At 46.2% G+C, this 20,798-nt stretch carries 21 protein-coding genes; 19 read left to right on the top strand and 2 right to left on the bottom strand.

Annotated elements, in window-relative coordinates:
- Positions 1-268 precede the first annotated feature (268 nt).
- Positions 269-1,162 (top strand): DMT family transporter, encoded by an 894-nt coding sequence (locus tag ACEPPX_RS05995; protein WP_416623325.1) that lies wholly within the window; start codon positions 269-271, stop codon positions 1,160-1,162.
- A gap of 146 nt (positions 1,163-1,308) precedes the next feature.
- On the top strand, positions 1,309-1,662 hold the full coding sequence (locus ACEPPX_RS06000; RefSeq protein WP_047761527.1) for an STAS/SEC14 domain-containing protein: 354 nt from the start codon (positions 1,309-1,311) through the stop codon (positions 1,660-1,662).
- A gap of 143 nt (positions 1,663-1,805) precedes the next feature.
- Here the strand turns inward: ACEPPX_RS06000 and ACEPPX_RS06005 are convergent, their stop codons facing one another.
- On the bottom strand, positions 1,806-2,963 hold the full coding sequence (locus ACEPPX_RS06005) for an extracellular solute-binding protein (protein ID WP_047761528.1): 1,158 nt from the start codon (positions 2,961-2,963) through the stop codon (positions 1,806-1,808).
- A 327-nt stretch (positions 2,964-3,290) separates the two neighbouring features.
- Between ACEPPX_RS06005 and rpsT the strand changes: the two genes are divergently transcribed.
- The 4 genes from rpsT (at position 3,291) to aspS (ending at position 7,618) form a co-directional block, all read left to right on the top strand.
- Positions 3,291-3,554: a 30S ribosomal protein S20 gene (gene rpsT, locus ACEPPX_RS06010; RefSeq protein ID WP_047761529.1), complete on the top strand. Its 264-nt coding sequence runs from the start codon at positions 3,291-3,293 to the stop codon at positions 3,552-3,554.
- A 160-nt stretch (positions 3,555-3,714) separates the two neighbouring features.
- Positions 3,715-4,860 (top strand): phospholipase A, encoded by a 1,146-nt coding sequence (locus tag ACEPPX_RS06015; protein ID WP_416623326.1) that lies wholly within the window; start codon positions 3,715-3,717, stop codon positions 4,858-4,860.
- A gap of 145 nt (positions 4,861-5,005) precedes the next feature.
- The gene (locus ACEPPX_RS06020; RefSeq protein ID WP_416623327.1) at positions 5,006-5,722 is read left to right on the top strand and encodes a DUF502 domain-containing protein; all 717 of its coding nucleotides are present in this window, start codon (positions 5,006-5,008) and stop codon (positions 5,720-5,722) included.
- An 84-nt stretch (positions 5,723-5,806) separates the two neighbouring features.
- Positions 5,807-7,618 carry an aspartate--tRNA ligase gene (aspS, locus tag ACEPPX_RS06025; protein WP_416623328.1) on the top strand — a complete coding sequence of 604 codons (1,812 nt, stop codon included), beginning with the start codon at positions 5,807-5,809 and terminating at the stop codon, positions 7,616-7,618.
- Positions 7,619-7,881: 263 nt separating this feature from the next.
- On the opposite strand, the gene ACEPPX_RS06030 is transcribed toward aspS, so the two are convergent.
- A complete protein-coding gene (locus ACEPPX_RS06030; RefSeq protein WP_416623406.1) occupies positions 7,882-8,949 on the bottom strand; it encodes a sulfate ABC transporter substrate-binding protein in 1,068 nt (355 codons plus the stop codon).
- 308 nt (positions 8,950-9,257) lie between these two features.
- Between ACEPPX_RS06030 and ACEPPX_RS06035 the strand changes: the two genes are divergently transcribed.
- The 13 genes from ACEPPX_RS06035 to ACEPPX_RS06095 all read left to right on the top strand — a co-directional run bounded on the left by ACEPPX_RS06035 (position 9,258) and on the right by ACEPPX_RS06095 (position 20,771).
- Positions 9,258-10,004: a beta-ketoacyl synthase chain length factor gene (locus ACEPPX_RS06035; protein ID WP_416623329.1), complete on the top strand. Its 747-nt coding sequence runs from the start codon at positions 9,258-9,260 to the stop codon at positions 10,002-10,004.
- Positions 10,004-10,762, top strand: coding sequence for a lysophospholipid acyltransferase family protein (locus tag ACEPPX_RS06040; protein WP_416623330.1), 759 nt, complete (start codon positions 10,004-10,006; stop codon positions 10,760-10,762). Before ACEPPX_RS06035 ends, ACEPPX_RS06040 begins: the two co-directional genes overlap by 1 nt.
- Entirely contained in the window at positions 10,759-11,019 is a 261-nt protein-coding gene (locus ACEPPX_RS06045; protein ID WP_047761536.1) for a phosphopantetheine-binding protein, read from the top strand. The genes ACEPPX_RS06040 and ACEPPX_RS06045 overlap by 4 nt, the downstream gene beginning before the upstream one ends.
- Before the next feature lie 13 nt (positions 11,020-11,032).
- The gene (locus tag ACEPPX_RS06050; protein WP_047761537.1) at positions 11,033-11,281 is read left to right on the top strand and encodes an acyl carrier protein; all 249 of its coding nucleotides are present in this window, start codon (positions 11,033-11,035) and stop codon (positions 11,279-11,281) included.
- Positions 11,282-11,821 (top strand): hypothetical protein, encoded by a 540-nt coding sequence (locus tag ACEPPX_RS06055; protein WP_416623331.1) that lies wholly within the window; start codon positions 11,282-11,284, stop codon positions 11,819-11,821.
- Between the two features lie 352 nt (positions 11,822-12,173).
- A complete protein-coding gene (locus ACEPPX_RS06060; RefSeq protein ID WP_416623332.1) occupies positions 12,174-12,506 on the top strand; it encodes a hypothetical protein in 333 nt (110 codons plus the stop codon).
- A gap of 50 nt (positions 12,507-12,556) precedes the next feature.
- Positions 12,557-14,287: an AMP-binding protein gene (locus tag ACEPPX_RS06065; RefSeq protein ID WP_416623333.1), complete on the top strand. Its 1,731-nt coding sequence runs from the start codon at positions 12,557-12,559 to the stop codon at positions 14,285-14,287.
- Position 14,288: 1 nt separating this feature from the next.
- Positions 14,289-15,026: a glycosyltransferase family 2 protein gene (locus ACEPPX_RS06070; protein WP_416623334.1), complete on the top strand. Its 738-nt coding sequence runs from the start codon at positions 14,289-14,291 to the stop codon at positions 15,024-15,026.
- Between the two features lie 5 nt (positions 15,027-15,031).
- A complete protein-coding gene (locus ACEPPX_RS06075) occupies positions 15,032-15,964 on the top strand; it encodes a glycosyl transferase family 2 (protein ID WP_416623335.1) in 933 nt (310 codons plus the stop codon).
- Complete coding sequence (locus tag ACEPPX_RS06080) at positions 15,957-16,394, top strand: acyl-CoA thioesterase (protein WP_416623336.1); 438 nt, start codon at positions 15,957-15,959, stop codon at positions 16,392-16,394. Before ACEPPX_RS06075 ends, ACEPPX_RS06080 begins: the two co-directional genes overlap by 8 nt.
- A 25-nt stretch (positions 16,395-16,419) precedes the next feature.
- Complete coding sequence (locus tag ACEPPX_RS06085; RefSeq protein ID WP_416623337.1) at positions 16,420-17,013, top strand: LolA family protein; 594 nt, start codon at positions 16,420-16,422, stop codon at positions 17,011-17,013.
- Between the two features lie 124 nt (positions 17,014-17,137).
- The gene (locus ACEPPX_RS06090; protein WP_416623338.1) at positions 17,138-19,474 is read left to right on the top strand and encodes an MMPL family transporter; all 2,337 of its coding nucleotides are present in this window, start codon (positions 17,138-17,140) and stop codon (positions 19,472-19,474) included.
- A gap of 58 nt (positions 19,475-19,532) precedes the next feature.
- The gene (locus ACEPPX_RS06095; RefSeq protein ID WP_416623339.1) at positions 19,533-20,771 is read left to right on the top strand and encodes an NAD(P)/FAD-dependent oxidoreductase; all 1,239 of its coding nucleotides are present in this window, start codon (positions 19,533-19,535) and stop codon (positions 20,769-20,771) included.
- The last annotated feature ends 27 nt before the right edge of the window (positions 20,772-20,798 follow it).

The raw sequence follows: 20,798 nt of genomic DNA on the forward strand, positions 1-20,798 counted from the left end.
AATCTGAATTGTTGATAAAGGCCGTCTGAAATCATGATTATTTTCAGACGGCCTTTTTATTATATTTATATTGTTTTAAAAATTATTGTACGGATAATAAACCTTAAAAGATGATTTAATGTTTGACATTGATTATCATATTATTTTGAAAAATATAGTTTTGTTTTTGCTTTAGCTGCTAGTGTTTTGTGTCTGCAAAATAAATTTGCCGCTTGATGATTTAAATTGTAGGGATATGCGGTAGAGGCCGTCTGAAAATATAACAGTTATGTTTGATATCCAATTAAAAAAAGATCCGCTCGGTTCAGGCTGGATGATTATTGCAGCTTTAAGTTTTACCTTGATGAACTGGTGGGTAAAAGAGGCAGGTAACCGTTTCGCATTCGGCTCGGGAGAGTTGGTTTTTTGGCGTATGGGCTTTTCTGCTTTTGTGCTTGGTATTTTAGCCAAGGCACAAGGTAAAACATTTGCTACGCCGTATTGGCGCGCACATATGAGGCGCAGCGTGTCGGGTACGTTGGGTATGTTTTTTATTTTTTATGCAATAGTACATTTACCGTTGGCTACTGGAGTAACGTTGAGTTATACCTCATCGATATTCTTGGCATTGTTGTCGATGCTGGTATTGCGTGAAAAATTATCCAAATACAAGCAGGCTATGTTGGTATTGGGTTTTTTAGGAGTGATGGTGTTGTTGAAACCTTCCGTAGGCAGTGGTCAGGAATGGCCGGCTCTTATTGGCTTGCTGGGTGGATTGTTTGCCGGCTGGGCTTATATGGAGGTAAGAGAGTTATCGCTATTGGGTGAGCCGGGATGGAGGGTGGTTTTTTATCTGTCTTTGGTGGGTATGCTGATGGGGGCGGTATGGGCTAGTGTGACTGGTTGGCATAGGGTAAGTTGGCAGGCGGCGCCATATTTGATAGGTATTGGCGCTTCGGCATTGGTAGCCCAATTATGTTTGACAAGGGCTTATAAAGTAGGAGACAAGTTGACTGTGGCTGCGCTTTCTTATTTAACTGTTGTGTTTTCTACTTTTGTCGGTGTATGGATGCTGGGTGACGCAATCGGTTGGCAGGAAATATTCGGTATGGTGTTGATTGTGGCTAGCGGTTTGCTCAGTAGTGTAGATTACCGAAAATTTTTGCGTAAACGAAGTGGGTAAGCCTCCTGCTTAGAGTCGATTGAAATTTCGCTATATTAAAGTAGAATGGAGAATGACAGGCAGATGAGGTTTTCGGGTAATCATCTGAATACACGAAAAACTCTATACCCGTTAATAAATATTATTTTGTGAAGTAGAGGTGGGTGATGATTTCAATTAGAGAACAGTCATACGGTTTGAATGTGGCTTTATATAATGAATTTACCTTAGAAGATTTTCATGAATTTGAAAATGCGGCATTGAAATGTGCTGAACGAATCCACCGCCCGGATATGCTGATGGACCTTTCCATGCTGAAAGATTTTACAGTGGATATGGCTATCGAACAGTTGCGCTTCATGCGTGATCATGAAAATGACTTCGGGCGTATTGCCGTTGTTGTGGATGATGTATGGATTAAGTTAGGTACGCGCTTGTCGAGCTTGATTACCCAAAGTCATCCCAAGTATTTTGATGATGCTGCCGAAGCGCAAAAATGGTTAATGGAGGCACGCTCATAAAATATTTTCAGATGGCCTTTGATTGGTATTTTAATGATTTAGGTATGGCCATGCTTTGATGAGGCAAATGCCGTAAAATAAGCGAAAATAAAAAAAACGACTGCATTTTAGGCAGTCGTTTTTTATGCTACTTAGGCAAAAGGTTAGTGGGTGCCCACTTTAATTTTTTGCCACAGGTTTACGGTCAGTTTTTTCGCATCATCGCTCATTTGCGGCATAACGAAACCATCTTTCATATCTTGCTCGTTAGGGAAAATAGAGCGGGTGGCAACGAGAGCCGGATCCATTTTTTCGCGGGCAGGAAGGCTTGCAGGAGCGAAAGTTACAAAATTACCGTTTTTGGCAGCAATATCGGCATCTAATGTATAGTTAATATATTTATGCGCATTCGCTACGTTTTTTGCATCTGCGGGAATCAGCCAGGATTCAATCCAGAAGCCCATGCCTTTCGGCGTCAATACTTCAATGCCTACATTATTTTTTACTTCTTCCGAGCGTGCTTTTGCCATATTCAGGTCACCGCCGTTTCCTGCTGCCAAGCACACATCACCACGGGCCAATTCATCAATAACCGAAGGGCTGAAACGTTTGATATCCGGGCGAATGGCTTGCAATACCTCGGCTGCTGCTTTGATATCATCCGCATTGCTGCCTTTCGGATCTTTGCCGAGATAGTTCAGCACGATGGGGAACATCTCGCTAGGAGTATCCCATAAAGCGATGCCACAGCCTTTGAGTTTGCTGGTGTATTCCGGTTTGAAAAGCAGATCCCAGCCGTTTTCAGGCAATTGTCCGCCTAAAGCTTCTTTACCTTTGGCGGTAATAGCCAAAGTGTTTACGCCCGAGAAATAAGGAACGGCATATTCGTTGCCTGGGTCGGCAACCTGCATCATTTCCAAAAGCTTCGGATCGATATTTTTATAATTCGGAATCAGATCTTTATTAATTTTTTGGTAGGCACCTGCGCCAATTTGGCGGGGCAGGAAGGCGATACCTGGAACCACTAGGTCATAACCTGATTTTCCGGTCAGTATTTTGGCTTCAAGTGTTTCGTTGTTTTCATACAGATCGTAGGTTAGCTTCAAGTTATTGGCTTTTTTGAAGTCTTCTACGGTGCTTTCGTCAACATAGTTTGACCAGTTATAGATATTGAGGGTGTCTGTTTCGGGCAGGGCAGAGGTTGTAACGGCACTTGCATCCCCACCGCTTGCCGGAGTGGTCGGGGTGGTGGCAGTCTCGCTGTTGCCGCCGCAAGCTGCCAATGCCAGCAGGGTGAGCGCGCTCAATACGGATTTTTTCATAAAAACGGATTCCTGATGTTGGATATTTAATTTATTGATACGAAAGTGTGTATAACGAACGGAAAAACCGCAAGACCGGCCGGTTGGAGCTGGGTAGTGCGGTTTTCATTTGGTATTGTAACCGAATGAATTATAAAAATCAAAGTGATATGGAAAGAAGTGTTATGAAAAGGATTTGAACCGATGTGTCGGGTGTGCAGAGGTGTCGCATCCGCATACCATGGAGGCTGTAAATCTTAAAAACTTACTAAAATACTTGCGTTTGTATTGGCTATTATTTAAAATTACACGTTTACGAAATTTGATTTTTATATCAGGAGACAATCTATGGCCAATAGCGCACAAGCCCGTAAACGTGCCCGCCAAGCAATCAAAAACCGCGCCCACAACGCCAGCTTGCGTACCGCTTTCCGCACTGCGGTTAAAAAAGTATTGAAAGCCGTTGAATCAGGTGACAAAGCTGCTGCACAATCTGTATACCGCGAGTCTGTAAAAGTAATGGACCGTATTGCCGATAAAGGCGTTTTCCACAAAAACAAAGCGGCACGTCATAAAAGCCGTCTGTCTGCAAAAATTAAAGCTTTGGCTTAATTTCTGCCTGATAACGTTGCGGCGTAGATGCCCCGCGAACGGACAAGTTGCTTGTTCTTCGGGGGCATTGCTTTATTTTTAGATAGTGTTTTCGGTACGAACGCTACTTGTTGGAAATGAAATGCCGGCGCAGGCGTTGTGTGGTATTTAGAATCTGGGAATGTTAATGCGATATTGGGTGGTTTTGGGTGCAGGGTTGGCTTTGGGCGTTCCTTTTGCGGCAGCGGCGGAAGATGCGGCTTTGCAGTGTACGCTAGTGCGGGATAATGCCATGCGCTTGGCTTGTTTTGATGCTATTTATGCGGCTCAGTTTCCGCCAAAAGCATTGCCGGATACGACAGCTGCCGTCGAGTCTAAATCAGTGGATTTGGTTCGTACGGTGGATGCCAGCTTGGCTAACCAACAGGCAACGATTGTTTTTGATCGGCCTACGGCAGAAGATACTGAGCCTACGGAAGCTTTGCGTGAGGCGGCGGAAGCTTATACGCCTTTAAGCGTAATGTACGATTTGGACCAGAATGACCCGCGCGGTATTCTTTCGGTGCGTGAGCATAATCCGATGTATTTGATGCCTGTATGGTATAACAGCAGCCCCAACCGATATCCGGTAACCACTACGCGTGGAATTTCGGATGACGACGTCTCGCAACAGCAAAAGCGGCTTGAGTCAAAAATGCAGGTTTCCTTCAAAACCAAGTTGATGGAAGACTTATTCAAAACGCGTGCCGACCTTTGGTTCGGTTATACCCAAGTATCGAATTGGCAGGTATGGAACCAAGGAAAGGAATCTGCTCCGTTTAGAAACAATGATTATAGCCCCGAGGTATTCATTACCCAGCCGGTAAAGGCTGATTTGCCGGGAGGCGGTAAGTTGCGGATGGTTGGGTTGGGTTTCGTACATCAATCTAACGGCAAAAGCCGTCCGCTGTCACGGTCGTGGAATCGTATCTATGGTATGGCGGGTATGGAATGGGGTAAATTAACGGTGATGCCGCGCATATGGATGAGGGCATTTGATCAAAGTGGCGAGGAGGATGATAACGCTGATATTTCCAACTATATGGGATATGGTGATTTGAAACTACAATACCGTTTTAATGATATGCAAACGGTAGCCACTACTTTGCGATATAACCCTAAAAGCGGTTATGGCGGAGTGCAACTTGGTTACACATTTCCAATCAAAGGAAAGCTCAAAGGCTATATTCAAGGCCATCATGGCTATGGCGAAAGTTTGCTGGATTACAACCATAAACAAAACAGCATTGGTTTTGGCCTGATGTTAAATGATTGGGATGGTTTCTAAATAAAACTGAAACCCCAAACTATTTGGGAAAGCCGTCTGAAAACAGCAGACCAATCTGCAAGAGGCATTAAAATATTTTCATTCCCCTCAGGTTGAAGGCGTATAATGTCGGATTTGGCAAAAATACGCTTACGGATAAAATAGCATGGTAAAAAATTCAGCAGAAAGCGGCGGAATTTCCAAGGCCCTGAAAAAATACCTGATTACAGGTGTTTTGGTATGGCTGCCGATAGCCGTTACGGTATGGGTGATTACCTATATTGTTTCTGCATCTGATCAGCTAATTAATCTGTTGCCGCAACATTGGCAGCCTAAGCATTTTTTAGGGTTTAACATTCCCGGCTTGGGGGTGATTGTTGCGGTAGTCGTATTATTCGTAACCGGCTTGTTTGGTGCGAATGTGCTGGGGAAGCGTATCATCGCTGCCTGGGATGCTTTGCTTGGCCGGATTCCGGTAGTGAAATCAATTTATTCGAGTGTGAAAAAAGTATCCGAATCGTTGCTTTCGGATTCTCGCCAATCGTTTAAAACACCAGTATTGGTGCCTTTCCCGCAACCTAATATTTGGACTTTGGCGTTTGTATCGGGAAATATACCTACCGCTGTGCAACAGGCTTTGGGACATGGTGAGGAATATGTACCCGTATACGTGCCGACAACACCTAATCCGACCGGTGGTTATTACATTATGGTAAAGTGCACCGATATCCGTGAATTGGATATGAGTGTAGACGATGCGTTGAAGTATGTTATTTCCTTGGGAATGGTTTTGCCTGAGGCAAATATTCAGAATAACTCGGCTGCCTTGCCTGAAAACCTACCGTATGAATCCAAGAGTAATGTTTCAGACGGCCTCGAATAAGTATCGGCAAAATAGCCGTTAGCAAACAATTTCGAGAAATATTTATTTGAATTTAAATCCGATTGTCAAAGGGATTATATCTTTATGCGTACCAATTATTGTGGCTTGATTAACGAGCAGTATCTTGACCAAACCGTTACCGTTAAAGGCTGGGTGCACCGCCGGCGAGACCACGGGGGGGTAATTTTTATCGACTTACGCGATCGGGAAGGCATCGTTCAGGTAGTGGTAGATCCTGATACGCCTGAAGCTTTTGCACAGGCTGATTCTTCTCGTAACGAATTCGTATTGAGTATTACCGGTCGGGTGCGTAATCGTCCCGAAGGCACTTCTAATGATAAAATGGTTTCCGGCAAAATTGAAATTTTGGCTAAAGAAATCGAGGTTTTGAATACTGCTGCAACGCCACCTTTCCAAATCGATGATGAAAATATCAGCGAGAATGTACGCTTGCAAAACCGTGTTATCGACTTACGCCGCCCGGTAATGCAAAATAATTTGAAATTGCGCTATAAAGTTGCTATGGGTGTACGCCGCTATTTGGACGCGCAAGGTTTCATTGACATTGAAACTCCTATGTTGACGCGCTCCACTCCCGAGGGTGCGCGTGACTATCTTGTTCCCAGCCGGGTACATCCGGGCGAGTTTTTCGCATTGCCGCAATCTCCCCAACTTTTCAAGCAATTGTTGATGGTGGCCGGTTTTGATCGTTACTACCAAATCACCAAATGCTTCCGTGATGAAGATTTGCGTGCCGACCGCCAGCCCGAGTTTACCCAAATCGACTTGGAAACCTCGTTTTTGGGTGAAGATGAAATTATGGACATTACCGAAGGTATGGCCAAAAAAGTGTTTAAAGATGCTTTAGGTGTAGATCTTGGTAATTTCCCGCGCATGCCTTATAGCGAGGCTATGTATTATTACGGTTCGGATAAGCCCGATTTGCGTGTGGACCTTAAATTTACAGAGCTGACCGACTTGATGAAAACGGAGGAGTTCAAAGTCTTCCGTGCCGCAGCGGATATGAAAGGAGGCCGGGTAGTCGCCTTGCGTGTTCCTAACGGTGCGAAATTGAGCCGTAAAGATATTGACGAATATACCAAGTTTGTCGGTATCTATGGTGCTAAAGGCTTGGCGTATATCAAAGTAAACGATATCAGCAATCTTTCTAACGGAGAAGACAGCGGCTTGCAATCGCCGATCGTGAAGTTCTTGTCTGAAAACGCGTTGAAAGAAATCATTGCCCAAACGGGTGCCCAAAATGGCGACATCATCTTCTTTGGTGCGGATAAGGCTAAGGTTGTGAATGAAGCCATTGGTGCATTACGTATTAAAATCGGCCATGAGCATGGTGCGGAAAACGGCTATTTCACCAATAATGAATGGCGTCCGCTGTGGGTCGTTGACTTCCCGATGTTTGAATATGATGAAGAAAACAACCGTTATGCCGCAGTACATCATCCGTTTACTTCACCCAAGCCGGGACATGAAGATTTGATGGAAACCGACCCGGAGAATTGTTTGGCGCGTGCTTATGATATGGTATTGAACGGCTGGGAAATCGGTGGCGGTTCTATCCGTATCCATCGTGCGGATGTTCAGGCAAAAGTATTTGCCGCATTAAAAATCAGCCCGGAAGAGCAGCAAAATAAATTTGGCTTTCTCTTGGATAATTTGAAATTCGGCGCACCTCCGCACGGTGGTTTGGCTTTCGGCCTTGACCGGTTGGTAACTTTAATGGCCGGAGCAGAATCTATCCGCGATGTGATTGCTTTCCCGAAAACCCAACGCGCCCAAGATTTGTTGGTTGATGCTCCGAATAATGTAGATGAGAAGCAATTGCGCGAACTGGGCTTGCGTTTGCGCCAAAAAACTGCGGAAACTAAAGAAGCCTGATGGCGTTTTAGCAGTTTAGCAGTCGGGTATAAAGTAAGGTACGGTACGATATTGACGCATAAAGTTGTGCGATATCGTGCCGTATTTATTTTAGTTAGGATGGGAGTAAGAGCAATAAAAGGTAATATAAGAGTCGTTTTTAAGCCCAAAATTGCGGTTGGTAGGCTATATATTTTAAGTTTATAAAACTTTTGATTGGTTTGAATAAATATGCCGTCTGAAAATTTTCAGACGGCATATTTATCATTATAGAAATAAAGCGGTTATTGTTTTGGACTGAGTTGATCAACAAGGCCGCCGTCTGCAAAGTATTTTTTCATAATTTCGGGCCAGCTGCCGAATTTATCATTCGGGCGGAAAGTTTCTATATCGGGAAAATCTGCTTTGTGGGCGGCCAAAACTTCTTTATCACTTGGGCGTAGATAGAGCTTGGCTGCCAACTCTTGTGCCGGCTTGCTCCATAGATATTGCAGGTATTCATTAGCCGCATTACGGCTTCCTTTTTTATCCACCACACTATCGACTACCGCTACCGGGCTTTCGGAAAGAATCGTGTAGCTCGGATAAACAATATCAAACTGATTGGGTGCTAATACCCTGCTGACATGATTTGCCTCATTTTCAAAAGTAATCAGCACGTCACCGATATTTCGTTGGGTAAAGGTAGTGGTTGCAGCCCGACCGCCGTTTTCAAAAACGGGAGCATTGGCCAACAGTTTACGCGTAAATTCATTGGCTTTGCCTTCATCACCATTATTGGTTTTCAGGGCATAGCCGTATGCTCCTAAAAATGCATAGCGGCCGTTGCCGGTGGTTTTGGGATTGGCAATAACGATTTGAAGATTATCTTTGGTTAAGTCAGACCAATCGCGGATTTGTTTAGGGTTGCCTTTGCGTACCAAAAAAACGGTTGTGCTGGTAAAGGGTACCGATTGGTTTGGCAACCGGCCTGCCCAATCTTGAGCCACCAGACCTTTGTCTTGTAGTAATTCGATGTCTGAAGTCTGATTCATACTGACGACGTCAGCCTGTAATCCGTTGGCTACCGCCAAAGCTTGTTTGCTGGAACCGCCGTGTGATTGCTGGATATCAATACTGCTGCCGCTGTGTTTGGTTTCATACTCTTTTTTAAATAGAAGGTTGTAATCTTTGTAGAAATCTCGTGCTACATCGTAAGATACATTCAGCAGTTTGACCGATTGGCTTGATGCTGTGGCTCCATTGGTAGTTTGGGAGGAGGGTTCGTTAGCTGCCTCATTGGAGCTAGAGGGCGAGCAGGCACCAAGTGTTGCTACTATACCCAATAAGGTAGCAATCCTAAATGTACGGATAGCTGCAGACATTGTTGTTTCTCCTTGGAACGATAGGGATTTATGGATTGCTTTACTTTAATATAGGCCGTCTGAAAAGGGAAAGAACGGCTGGTTGTATCTAAATAGGGTTTGGTTATATAAAGATACAAGGCATTGTTAAGCCTGGTTGATTATGGTTATAGATGAAGTGTAGCCTGCCTCTCAAAACTACATTAAGCCTATGTATTTCACATAGAAATATGAGCCGGAAGAAATAGGGTTGTTGCTGGTTAAAATATGGCAAATAGGTTAAAATACGTTCATTTTGTAAAGTTTTGAAAGTTGCTATGAATCGGGCTGATACGGCGTGTTGTTTTTCTATAAAAATTACTCAGTTTCGTGCCGTTTGCCCTTATTTCTCGGATGATGAGGCATGGCGTTTATGGGGGCAAGAAGGGCGGATTAATCTTGATGTCGAGTATAAGCCGGCCCTTGCTTTCTTACCTGCAATGCAACGTCGCCGCCTCGGTATCGCAGCCCGTTTGGCTTTTGATGCGGCTTGGCCGCTGGTGGAACAATATTCCAATATTCCTTTGGTGTTTGTCTCTCACGATGGTGAGTTGAACCGCAGTTTCGAATTATGGCTGGCATTGTTGCGTGAAGGTACGGTTTCTCCTACCTCTTTCGGCTTGTCCGTACATAATGCCTTGCCAGGCCAATGGTCGATGCTGCGTGGTGATATGAGCGAAAATACCGCATTATCGGTATGTTGTGATGGCTTGGAAACAGCTTTGGCAGAAGCCTATGCACTGCTGGGTGAGGGGCATTCCCGAGTACTTGTTGTTGTGGCAGATGATCCGCTTAGGAAAGAATACCCGGTTGTGGCAACACGAGCCCCTTTTGCCTATGCGATGGCGATGATGGTGGAAGAAGGGAACGAATATGTTTTCAGTATGCTTCCGGCTGCGCCAAAGGCAAATAGCGATTTGCCCGTATATGAAGGTGCCTTGGATTGGTTGACATTCTTACATTCTGATGCCGAGGAGCATATACAGGATTACGGTATACGTCGTTGGTTGTGGCAGAAAAAATAATGAGGTATTTGGATTATAGCCGCCGTTTTTTGGCTACTTTGTTTGGATTCGTACTATTTGGAGTAGTGGGTGTTTTATTTAAATTGGTGCTGCTGCCATATACGTTGAATAGCACTCGTGGGCAGTTAAAACGTCAATTGCAAGCACGCAGGTTGGTAGGTGGTATTTGGCATTTTTTTGTACGTTACCTGCTTGTTTCCGGTGTGTTGAGCGTAAAGTTTAACGGCTTGGAAAAGCTAGGACGACCTGGGCAGCTGGTGTTGGCCAATCATCCTTCTTTATTGGATGTCGTCTTACTAATTAGCCACGAACCGCGTATGAACTGTATTGTTAAAAAGGATTTATTAAACCATCCGGCTATGAAGAGCCCGATTCTGGCAACCGGCTATATTCCGAACGATGAATCGATGGAAATGTTGGAAGAGGTTGATACGGTTTTAAAAGGCGGGCAATCTTTGTTGGTTTTCCCGGAGGGAACGCGTACCGGCTGGGATGGGCAGGTTAAATTAAATCGGGGAGCGGTATCGATCGGTTTGCGTAGCGCTGCAGTGATTACGCCGGTAGTCATAAAAATGACACCTCCTAATTTTAAAAAAGGCCAGCCATGGTATAAAATCCCATCCCGAAAAGTTCACTATGAGATTAATGTCGGTGAAGATATTGATCCGCAAAGCTGGCTTGCTGAAAAACCGTTACCGATTGCAGCCAGAAGGTTGAATGCTTATTTGCAAGATTATTTTATACGGGAAACAACATGAATTTGGAAAATCAGATCAAACAATTAATTATTGACAGTTTAGGGCTTGAGGACATAACTGTTTCCGATATTGAAACCGATATGCCTTTGTTTGGCGACGAAGGGTTGGGGTTGGATTCGGTGGATGCTCTGGAGCTTGGTTTGGCAGTTCAAAAAGCATTCGGTTTTCAAATGGACGGAGAAAACCAAAATTTGCGCGATCATTTTACTAGTGTAAAAACCTTGGCAGACTTCGTGCGTACCCAACAGGCACAATAATTGGGGATAAAAAATGACTGAACAAGAAATCCGAAAAATTCTAAGTGATGCTTTGGTAAATCTTTTCGAAATCGAGCCTGAGCGCATCAAGCCGGAAACTAATCTTTATGAAGATTTGGAAATAGACAGTATCGATGCCATCGATTTAATCGATCATATCAAGCGACAGACCGGGCATAAATTGTTGGCTGAAGATTTTCGTAGCGTACGTACGGTTGAAGATGTCGTACAGGCCGTGTTGCGTAAAGGTGCGGCAGAATAAGTGCGTACCGTTTGGCAGATAATATTGGCGCTGTTGAGCGTGGCCTATCCGCTGTTGTGGTATTGGGGGCGCGACAACGGCGCTTTTTATTGGCTTGCTGGGTTGATGTGCGGCTTGTGGCTTTTGAGGGCCTTTTTCAGCCGAGAAAGTAGCCAACGTACGGTAGCTGTAATTGTGGCTGTTTTTTTTGTCATAGTGTTGTGGCTGCGTTTGCCGCAAACCATGTATTGGTATCCGGTGGGCGTGAGTTTGTTGATGCTGGCTGTATTTGGCGGTAGCTTGTTTGCCAAGCAGAGTGTGATTGAGCGGTTGGCACGTTTGCAGAATCCGGATTTGCCGCCTGAGGGAGTGCGCTATACTCGCAAGGTAACACAAATATGGTGCGTGTTTTTTATATTAAATGCATTAGCCGCCGCTGTTTTGGTGTGGGCGGAACAGTATGAATGGTGGGCTTTTTATACCGGTATCATTTCCTACGTTTTAATGGGTATGCTGTTGGGCGGCGAATGGCTGTATAGGAAAATAGTGTTACGTTTGTAATGGCCGGATTATTGTGAATAACGGATATGTACTATGGGGAATATAAATCACATTTTGCAAAATATCCTTGCGTTTTGGAGCAGAAAAAATCTAAAAAAATATGTACATGGCGAATTCGAGCCAACGGAAGATGAGCTAGACAAGATCAGGCGGTTTTTAACAAGCGTGTATTTTTCCGATACAAGAAACAAGCATATGAAAAACGATTACCGCGGTTTTTTAATGCGCCAAATAGAGCAGAAAAAATTCCTTATTTAAAGGAACTCTCGGTAGAGGAATTGGATTTTTTGTTGGAAAAAGAAATTGATTTGAACGGTATTTTGGATGTGGTATTTGCTAAAGGCGGTTTGGTATGGGGGCGGCGATTAAGTGGAATGGGGCCGAGTATAGATATGAAGAAAAATTATTTTTTAAAAGAGAAAGGCTCAATAGATTTATTAAACAAGAATATTGGGGCTGGATAGCTTTTAGTCCTATTTTAATTTCCCTATTAACGATATATATGCTCGCCTTTGGGTTTGAATATAGAATTTATGATTTTTGGTTATTGCCAATTATTATATTGCTATTGGCATTACTTTTGTTGCCGTTAGTTACTTTGCCGGAAACAATGCACTTTGCATTAAAAAGGCTGAAAACGGAAAAGTATAAAAAGATTTTTGATGCAAGTTGTGATATCCGTTAATCAACATTATTGCGTCTTTGCTTTGCGCATAGGGTAACGGTAGTTTTGTTATGTATAGTTTATCTCAGATCTTTTCTGAAAATTTGTTTGGCGACGATTTGATTGCCGTTTCTCCGGATTGGAAACGTGCGGATTTTAACCGTACGGTTTTTTATCTTTCAGGCCGTCTGAAAGCCGCAGGTGTAAAAAGTGCCGCGTTGTGGTTTGATGATGCGGCATTATTCGCATGTGCCGTTTTATCGGTATGGTATGCAGGGGCGAGGGTAATCTTGCCGCCGAACCTTGCGTACGACAATACAAGATGGGCAGATAGCGAGGCGGAGGTATGGTTAACCGATGTTGTAGACCAATTGGCGGCGGTAGATATTTCAAAGCATTCTACTTTTGTGTTGCCGGATTGTTTTCACGCAATGGAGCCCGATAGTATTACGGCGATGCAAACCGATTTTTTAAATGAACAGGCAGAGGTTTATTTAAAAACTTCGGGCTCCAGCGGCAAAGCCCAAGTAGTAGTGAAAACATTGGCTCAGATACAAGCCGAAGCAAAAGTGTTGGCTCAGTTACCCTTATTTGCTGATAAGGGTGCTGTGGTTATGGGCAGCGTCAGCCCGCAGCATTTGTATGGCTTTACTTTCCGTTTTGCATTGCCGCTTAGTGCGGGTTTGCCCATTTCGCGCAAACAGAGCGTATATCCTGAAAATTTGCTGGCGGAAACGTCGGCATGCGTGCGTACTGTTTGGATTACCAGTCCGGCTTTGCTAAACCGCATGGGAGAGGAGCGGAATTGGGAGGCGGTTAGGCCGAAGTTGTCCGGTATTGTCTCTGCAGGCGGTGCATTACCCTATTCGACAGCAGAATTACTTGAGCGGCATCTTATGCTGCCGTTGGAAATTTACGGTAGCACCGAAACTGGCGTTATCGCTTCGCGTTATGGCTCTCAGTCATGGCAGCCTTTACCGGGAGTAGCGTTTGGCCAAAGTGCGGGGGAGGGTGCTTTGTGGGTGCAGTCACCGTGGAGTGACGGAAAGCAACAGACTGCCGATGTGGTTGAAAAACAAGAAGGCGGTTTTTTATTGCTGGGACGGAGTGACCGTATTATCAAGTTTGAAGACAAGCGCGTTTCATTGGCACAAATCGAACAAGATTTGCTGATGCATGAATGGGTAGCTGATGCTTATTGCGGCATACATCCGAAATACAAACGGCTGGCTGTTTGGGTGGCGTTGAGTGAAATGGGTATTGCGGCATTGCGTGAACATGGGCGGGCGGCAATAGTCAGCCATCTGAAACGGCATACTTCGGCGGCTCAGGATATGATTGCCGTGCCGCGTTATTGGCGGTTTGCTGATATATTGCCACGCAATACCCAAGCTAAAATTGCCGCCGCAGATTTTCAGACGGCTTTTACAGATAGCCAAACCGCCCCTGTGTGGCCGTCCGAAATGAAGCAGATTTCAGATAATGAATGGCTGCTCGAAAGTCGGGTACCGTTGGATTTGGTTTATTTCGGTGGCCATTTCGCTAATTTCCCATTGGTACCCGGTGTGGTGGAGTTGCAGTGGGTACGGGATGCAGCTGCACGTTTCGATTGGGGCCGACAGGCTGTTGTATGCGTAGAAAATTTGAAATACCAACAGTTTTTGCGGCCGTACGATTCGATAAAACTCTCATTGAAATATGATGGTGCGAAAAACAAGCTGACATTTAAGCTGGAAAACCAAGAAGCGGTTTGCGCATCAGGGCGCATTGTATTCGGCAGTTTTTCTCAGGAGGCCTTCTGAAATGAAAGTATTGGTGCTGATACCGCATTACAAACATCCCGATACGGTGGGTGATGTGGCGCTTGCGATGCGTGGTTTTGATTTGCCTGTGTTGATTGTAGACGATGGTTCGGGTGAGGAGAGCCGCCGCACTTTAGAAACATTGGCCGCCCAAGAGGGTATTGACGTCCTGTACCGTCCGCTTAACGGGGGGAAGGGAGCAGCGGTGAAGTGTGGGCTGAAATATGCCGAACAACAAGGCTTCAGCCATGTTTTGCAGGTGGATGCGGATGCACAACATCATTTTCCCGATACTGAAAAATTATTGGCCGCTGCCAGGGAGCAGCCTTCGACAGTGGTATGCGGTTGGCCGCAGTATGGTAGCGATGCGCCAAAAGCAAGACTATACGGTCGGAAAATCACCGACTTTTGGAATATGGTTAATACGGCATCTACCGATATTAAAGACGGAATGTGCGGCTTCCGGCTGTATCCCGTGGATCCGGTATTAGCCGTGATACGGCAGGAATGTGTCGGCGACCGTATGGATTTTGATACCGAAATTTTAGTACGCCTTCATTGGCGCGGCGTGAAAACTGTTTGGATAAAAACACCTGTAAGATATGCTTCAGACGGCATTTCCCACTTTGACGCATGGGCGGATAATGTGCGCATCAGCAAAATGCATGCCCGCTTGTTTTTTGAAATGCTGAGAAGGAGGTTAGGCGATATGTCGAACAAACGGAATAAGGCCGTCTGAAAACCATGAATCAGTCGAATCATTGGGCGCAGCAACAAGAACGGGGAAACCGACTGTTTCTCCGTATTACTACTTTGATGGTACGCTATCTGCCACCTTTTTTAATGAACCCGTGCATTTGGTTTGTCGTATTATATTTTTATCTGACCGCTCCAAAACCAAGACGCAACATTAGCCGGTATCAGTTACGGTTGAAAGAGTCGTTTCCCGATGCGCCGCTGCCTAAAAGATTTCCGGTTTTGAAGCAGTTTGTAGCTTTTGGCAGGGCAGTTTGTGATCGTTTTGCCGTTTGGCAGCGTAAATTACGTTACGAAGATTTGGTGTTGCACGACCCGGATAATATTTATGCTGATATGCACCAGACGGGACGGCGCGGGCAGATTTTCGTATGCTCGCATGTGGGCAATGTAGAAATCTGTCGGGCGTTAGTGTCGCACCATCAAGGGTTTAAACTCAATGTATTGGTACACAGTCGTCATGCACAGGCGTTTAATGATGCACTGGTAAGGGCGGGAGCCGACCGTATCCAATTAATACAGGTAACCGATTTGGATGCGGCTTTGATGATGGAGCTCAGCCGTAGATTGGATGAGGGTGAGTGGATTGCCATTGCCGCCGACCGTATCCCGGTACGCGGTGAAAAAACGGTAACCGTGGATTTTCTCGGGGCAAGCGCTGAAATGCCGCAAGGTGTATGGTTGCTGGCCAGCCTGCTGAAAACGAGATTAAACACTTTGTTTTGTGTTTGGCATAACGGTCGTTACCATTTGAAATTACATCGTTTTGCCGATGCGGCACAATGGACGCGCAGCAATCGTAGCGCGGCGGTGGCCGAAGCGGCCCAAAAGTTTGCAGACCGCCTGGCCTTGGAATGCGCGGAAAATCCTTTGCAATGGTTTAATTTTTACGATTTTTGGAAAGACGAAGATAATGGCTAAACATATTTATTGCCGGCACAGTATTGAAATTGAAGTGCCGTTTTTTGATGTAGATGCCATGCATATCGTATGGCACGGCCATTACGTGAAATACTTGGAAGTTGCCCGTTGCGCGTTTTTATCTTCTATCGGTTATGACTATAACGAAATGGGAAAAAACGGCTATAGCTGGCCGGTTGTACAATTGAATTTGAAATATGTGAAGCCTGCCCGTTTCGGCCAAAAAATCCGTGTGGACTTGGCCGTTGTGGAAATAGAGAGCTGTTTGCGAATTGACTATACCATAGTGGATTCGGAGAGCGGGCAGAAGCTGACCAAGGCATCGACTACGCAGGTGGCCGTTTCATTGGAAAACGGAGAAATGCAGTTTCAAACGCCTTCAAGCTGGCTGGAGGCGGTTAAGCGGCACCGGAGTTTTCAGACGGCCTGAAATAATAGTGAAAGGATTGCTCAAGATGAAAAGATGGATGATAGGCGTGGTATTGACTGTGTGCAGCCCGCTTTTATGGGCCTTTGACACTGCCGAATTGGCGCAAACACTGCAAAAACCGCAGAACGTGCAAGGCAGCTTTGTGCAGCAGCGTTATTTGAAATCATTGTCCAAACCGATGACGACCCAGGGCCGTTTCGTTTTACAGCCGCACCGCGGCTTGCTCTGGCAGATGCAAAAACCTTTTGAAAACCGCTTGCGCGTACGTTCGGACGGCATTATGCAGTGGAACGGTAAAAATTGGGTGGCAGCATCAGGCAGTAAAAGTGCACAGTCACAGCAGATTAAGTTGTTTTTGGATTTGCTGGGCGGTAATACGGCGGGCTTACAGCAGCAGTTTGATTTGCAACTTTCGGGAAATGAACGTCAGTGGACATTGCGCCTGATTCCGAAAACCGTTGTGATGAAACAGGTTTTTACCCGGATCGACATCAGTGGTGACAGCGTTGTACGTAAAATCGAACTGAATGAAAAACAGGGAGATCGCACCGTTATGACATTTAACGGTATCAATACCAATCAGGCATTGGATGCTTTTGCGCAAGCAGCGTTGCAATAAGTTTATCTCAATGCCGTATGAATATCTGTGCTGAAGAGGTTTGCTAGTATGCAGTAGCTTGCAGCCGATACTCTAATCAGTGCGGATTTGCCGATTCCCGCTTATTGAAGCAGATTAACCGATTATGATGAAAAAGCCGTCCCATATTCTTTATTGTATAGCGATGGCCGCTGCCGCCGTATTTTTAACCTATATGTTGGCGGCGCGTTCGTGGTTGCAAACCGATTTGAGCGCATTGCTGCCGCAGGAGCAGGCTCAAGACGTTTTACTGCAGGCAGCGGATCGGGTGAGCGAAGCCCAACTAAACGGGCAGGTTGTATTGTTGGTAGGCAGCAGTGACGCCGATAAAGCTTTTCAGACGGCCTCCGAACTGGCGCAATCGTGGCGCAGCAGCGGCATATTTGAGGCGGTAGACAGTGAAATCACACCGGATTTGGAGCAAGTGCGCAGTGATACAGCCAAATTAGGCTTGGCCGTATTGCCGCTTCATGTCCGCCGTTTGCTGTTTGACGATCCGAAAGCTTATTTTAAAGAGCGCGCACAAGATGCGGTTAATCCTTTCGCGGCTCCTTCACCTTTGCCTTTAGATGAGGATTGGCTAGGCTTTGGCCGCTTTACGATGACTCAGGCCGCGCCGCAGAGCCGTTTACAATGGCATGCGGCCAGCGGAATGCTGTTTACCGAAGGTGAAGACGGAAAAACTTGGGTATGGTTGCGAGGCCGCTTGCCGAAAAACAATGATATTGTTAATGCCAGTGCCGATTTGCCGAAGCTGTTGAAAGAGAGTCGGGCTTTGGCGGCAAAACAGCAGGCAGAGGTTTTAAGTGCCGGCGGCGCGGTTTTTGCGGCCACTGCAAAAAAGGATGCCGAAAGAGAAAGCCGTCTGATGAGCACGGCAGGTTTGGGGCTGACTTTGGCTTTGCTGCTTTGGGTGTTCCGTAGCGGCAGGGTGCTGGTTTTGGTCTTACCGCTTTTGGCTGGGATGTTGGCCGGGTTGGCCGCCGTATTAGCTGTGTTCGGACAAATTCATATTCTGACAATTGTTATCGGCACCAGCCTGATCGGTATGTTGGTCGATTTTCCCCTGCATTGGCTGACGCCCTCGGTTTTTTCCGCTAAAGGGCGTATTTGGCAGGCAGAGCGGGCAATGAAGCATGTGTTGCCGACTTTTGCCGTTAGTTTGGTTATTACGGTGGCGGGTTACGCGTTACTGTGGTTTACACCGTTGCCGATATTGCGCCAAACAGCTGTTTTTTCAGGCTTCGCTTTACTTGGCGCATTCGGAGCAACCGTGTGCTGGTTGCCGCTTTTGTTTGTGCGCTACCAAAATAAAAGCGTTCCTTTTGCAACATTGACGGATAAGCTCTACCCTTTGGCGGGCCGTCTGAAAAAACGTTTGCAAAAGCGCGGTTGGGTGATATTGGCAGGTATATTGCTGGCCATAGGTTTATGGCGCAGCGATTGGCACGACGATATCCGCCAATGGGTAGCCGTCCAGCCTGAAATGTTGGCAGAGGCGCAAGCCATCGGTCACTTGAGCGGTGCCGATTTCGGAGGGCAATATATAGTGGTGGAGGCGGCAGACGAAGACGGGCTATTGCTTCAAAGCGCGCGGGTAGAGGCGGCTTTGCAACCGTTGATAGCAGATAAAAAATTGGATGGCGTGCAATCGCTTAACCAATGGATACAAAATACCGCCGACCAGCAAACTTTGAGAACACACTTGAAAAATTTAGCTTTGACTCCGCGCGCTTGGGCTTCGATGCGTGAAATCGGCGTACCGCGCCAAACCATGAAAAGTGCGCTGGAGCAGGCGGCTTCGGCTCCAACCGTAACATTATCGCAAAGCTTGCAAACGCCTTTGGCCGAGGCTTGGCAGCCTTTGTATCTGGGAGAAGTTATACCGGGTCGTTGGGCTGCTGTAGTGAGGTTAAACGGCGTGCATGATGTTTCTGCGGTAAAAGCGGTGGTAACCGGAATCAGCGGAATACATTGGGCGGATAAGCGCGCACACCTCAACGAGTTGTTCCACCACACCCGAAATCAGGCCGCTTGGTTGAAGCTGGCTTCTTATGCTTTGGCATTGCTGGTGTTGTGGAAAATATTTGGGATATGGCGCGGCATGTTGGTTTTGGCCGTACCCCTGGCATCAGCTTTATGTACCGTTGCCGTATTGGGTTGGATCGGTTTGCCGGTCAGCCTGTTTGCGATGTTCGGTTTGCTGCTGGTATCGGCCATCGGCGTGGATTATGCTGTTTATGCAGGTGCCGTACATGAGACGGCGGAAGCTAGGTTGGGTGGAATGCTGCTAGCCGCACTCACTACCGGCATTTCATTTGTATTGTTGGCAACGAGCAGTACGCCCGCCGTTGCCGCATTCGGTATCAGCGTGGCGGTGGGCGTGGTATTTAATTTGCTGTTTGCTTCGTGGCTGTTGGATATGGAAAACAAGAAGTTTTAATCAACATCACCCGGAAGCATAAGATTATCTTTTAAAGTTAAATGATTGAAAGCCAAAAATGAATCATTCTGTTGATGTTGCGATTATCGGTGCAGGGCCGGCAGGCTCGGCGGCGGCGGCTTTGCTGCATAAAAAGGGTTTTAAAGTATGCGTGTTGGAAAAACAGCATTTTCCGCGCTTCGTGATTGGCGAAAGCTTGTTGCCGCACTGTATGGAAATCTTGGATGAAGCGGGCTTTACCGAGGCAGTGACGGCCGAACCTAGCTTTCAATTTAAAAATGGTGCCGCGTTTACTTGGGGCAACCGTTACACCTATTTTGACTTTACAGACAAATTTACCGCTGGGCCGGGTACTACGTTTCAAGTACGCCGTGCGCTGTTCGATAAAATTTTGATTGATGAAGCGGCCAAGCAGGGAGTGGAAGTCCGCTTCGGTCACGGTGTAACGGCTTTTGACAATAGCGGAAGCGAGGTATTGCTTCGGGTAGAAACCGATAAAGGGGAGAGCTACCCGCTGAATGCTAAATTTGTATTGGATGCGAGCGGTTACGGCCGTGTGCTGCCGCGCTTGTTGGATTTGGAAACGCCATCCGAACTGCCGCCGCGTATGGCACACTTTACCCATATTGATGACAACATTACCAGCACGAAATTCGACCGTAATAAAATTTTGATAACCACACATCCGGAACATCGGGATGTGTGGTTATGGACGATTCCGTTTGGAGACGGACGTTGCTCTATCGGCGTTGTCGGTACTCCCGAAAAGCTGACCGGCGATTCCGAAACCGTATTGAAAAAGTTTGCGCTCGAGTGTCCGATGTTGGCCGATGTGTTGGCCGATGCGGTGTGGGATAACGAATTTCCATTTCGCAGCATTCAGGGATATTCGGCAAACGTCAAAGCGTTACACGGTAAAAATTTTGCCTTGTTAGGTAATGCGGCCGAATTTTTGGATCCGGTATTTTCATCGGGCGTAACCATTGCGTTGCATTCGGCCAAATTAGCTGCGGATCTGTTGGAGAAGCAGTTGAAGGGCGGTTGTGCCGATTGGCAGGCCGAGTTTGCGGAGCCGCTGATGGTGGGGGTAAATGCATTCCGAACCTATGTAAACGGTTGGTATGACGGCCGTTTTCAGGATGTGATTTATGCTAAAAACCGCAATCCCGATATCAGCAGGATGCTCAGTTCGATTTTGGCGGGTTACGCTTGGGATGAAAACAATCCTTATGTGGAAAAATCAGAACGCCGGTTGAATGCATTGGCCGAACTTGTCGGCTGGGCTTCACAAGATTGATTAGGTTTGGTTTAAAGCAGCGGAAGA

It is taken from the genome of Neisseria sp. S1 (genome assembly GCF_048060015.1).
In the GTDB taxonomy this organism is placed as follows: Bacteria; Pseudomonadota; Gammaproteobacteria; order Burkholderiales; family Neisseriaceae; genus Neisseria; species Neisseria arctica.

Bases quoted from the DNA above. Each gene is read 5' to 3' on its own strand.
- ACEPPX_RS06005 (WP_047761528.1), bottom strand. From the start codon at position 2,963: ATGAAAAAATCCGTATTGAGCGCGCTCACCCTGCTGGCATTGGCAGCT.
- ACEPPX_RS06020 (WP_416623327.1), top strand. From the start codon at position 5,006: ATGGTAAAAAATTCAGCAGAAAGCGGCGGAATTTCCAAGGCCCTGAAA.
- ACEPPX_RS06070 (WP_416623334.1), top strand. From the start codon at position 14,289: ATGAAAGTATTGGTGCTGATACCGCATTACAAACATCCCGATACGGTG.
- rpsT (WP_047761529.1), top strand. From the start codon at position 3,291: ATGGCCAATAGCGCACAAGCCCGTAAACGTGCCCGCCAAGCAATCAAA.
- ACEPPX_RS06050 (WP_047761537.1), top strand. From the start codon at position 11,033: ATGACTGAACAAGAAATCCGAAAAATTCTAAGTGATGCTTTGGTAAAT.
- ACEPPX_RS06080 (WP_416623336.1), top strand. From the start codon at position 15,957: ATGGCTAAACATATTTATTGCCGGCACAGTATTGAAATTGAAGTGCCG.
- ACEPPX_RS06015 (WP_416623326.1), top strand. From the start codon at position 3,715: ATGTTAATGCGATATTGGGTGGTTTTGGGTGCAGGGTTGGCTTTGGGC.
- ACEPPX_RS06095 (WP_416623339.1), top strand. From the start codon at position 19,533: ATGAATCATTCTGTTGATGTTGCGATTATCGGTGCAGGGCCGGCAGGC.
- ACEPPX_RS06065 (WP_416623333.1), top strand. From the start codon at position 12,557: ATGTATAGTTTATCTCAGATCTTTTCTGAAAATTTGTTTGGCGACGAT.
- ACEPPX_RS06000 (WP_047761527.1), top strand. From the start codon at position 1,309: ATGATTTCAATTAGAGAACAGTCATACGGTTTGAATGTGGCTTTATAT.
- ACEPPX_RS06045 (WP_047761536.1), top strand. From the start codon at position 10,759: ATGAATTTGGAAAATCAGATCAAACAATTAATTATTGACAGTTTAGGG.
- ACEPPX_RS06060 (WP_416623332.1), top strand. From the start codon at position 12,174: ATGGGGGCGGCGATTAAGTGGAATGGGGCCGAGTATAGATATGAAGAA.
- ACEPPX_RS06085 (WP_416623337.1), top strand. From the start codon at position 16,420: ATGAAAAGATGGATGATAGGCGTGGTATTGACTGTGTGCAGCCCGCTT.
- ACEPPX_RS06090 (WP_416623338.1), top strand. From the start codon at position 17,138: ATGATGAAAAAGCCGTCCCATATTCTTTATTGTATAGCGATGGCCGCT.
- ACEPPX_RS06035 (WP_416623329.1), top strand. From the start codon at position 9,258: ATGAATCGGGCTGATACGGCGTGTTGTTTTTCTATAAAAATTACTCAG.
- ACEPPX_RS05995 (WP_416623325.1), top strand. From the start codon at position 269: ATGTTTGATATCCAATTAAAAAAAGATCCGCTCGGTTCAGGCTGGATG.
- ACEPPX_RS06075 (WP_416623335.1), top strand. From the start codon at position 15,032: ATGAATCAGTCGAATCATTGGGCGCAGCAACAAGAACGGGGAAACCGA.
- ACEPPX_RS06040 (WP_416623330.1), top strand. From the start codon at position 10,004: ATGAGGTATTTGGATTATAGCCGCCGTTTTTTGGCTACTTTGTTTGGA.
- aspS (WP_416623328.1), top strand. From the start codon at position 5,807: ATGCGTACCAATTATTGTGGCTTGATTAACGAGCAGTATCTTGACCAA.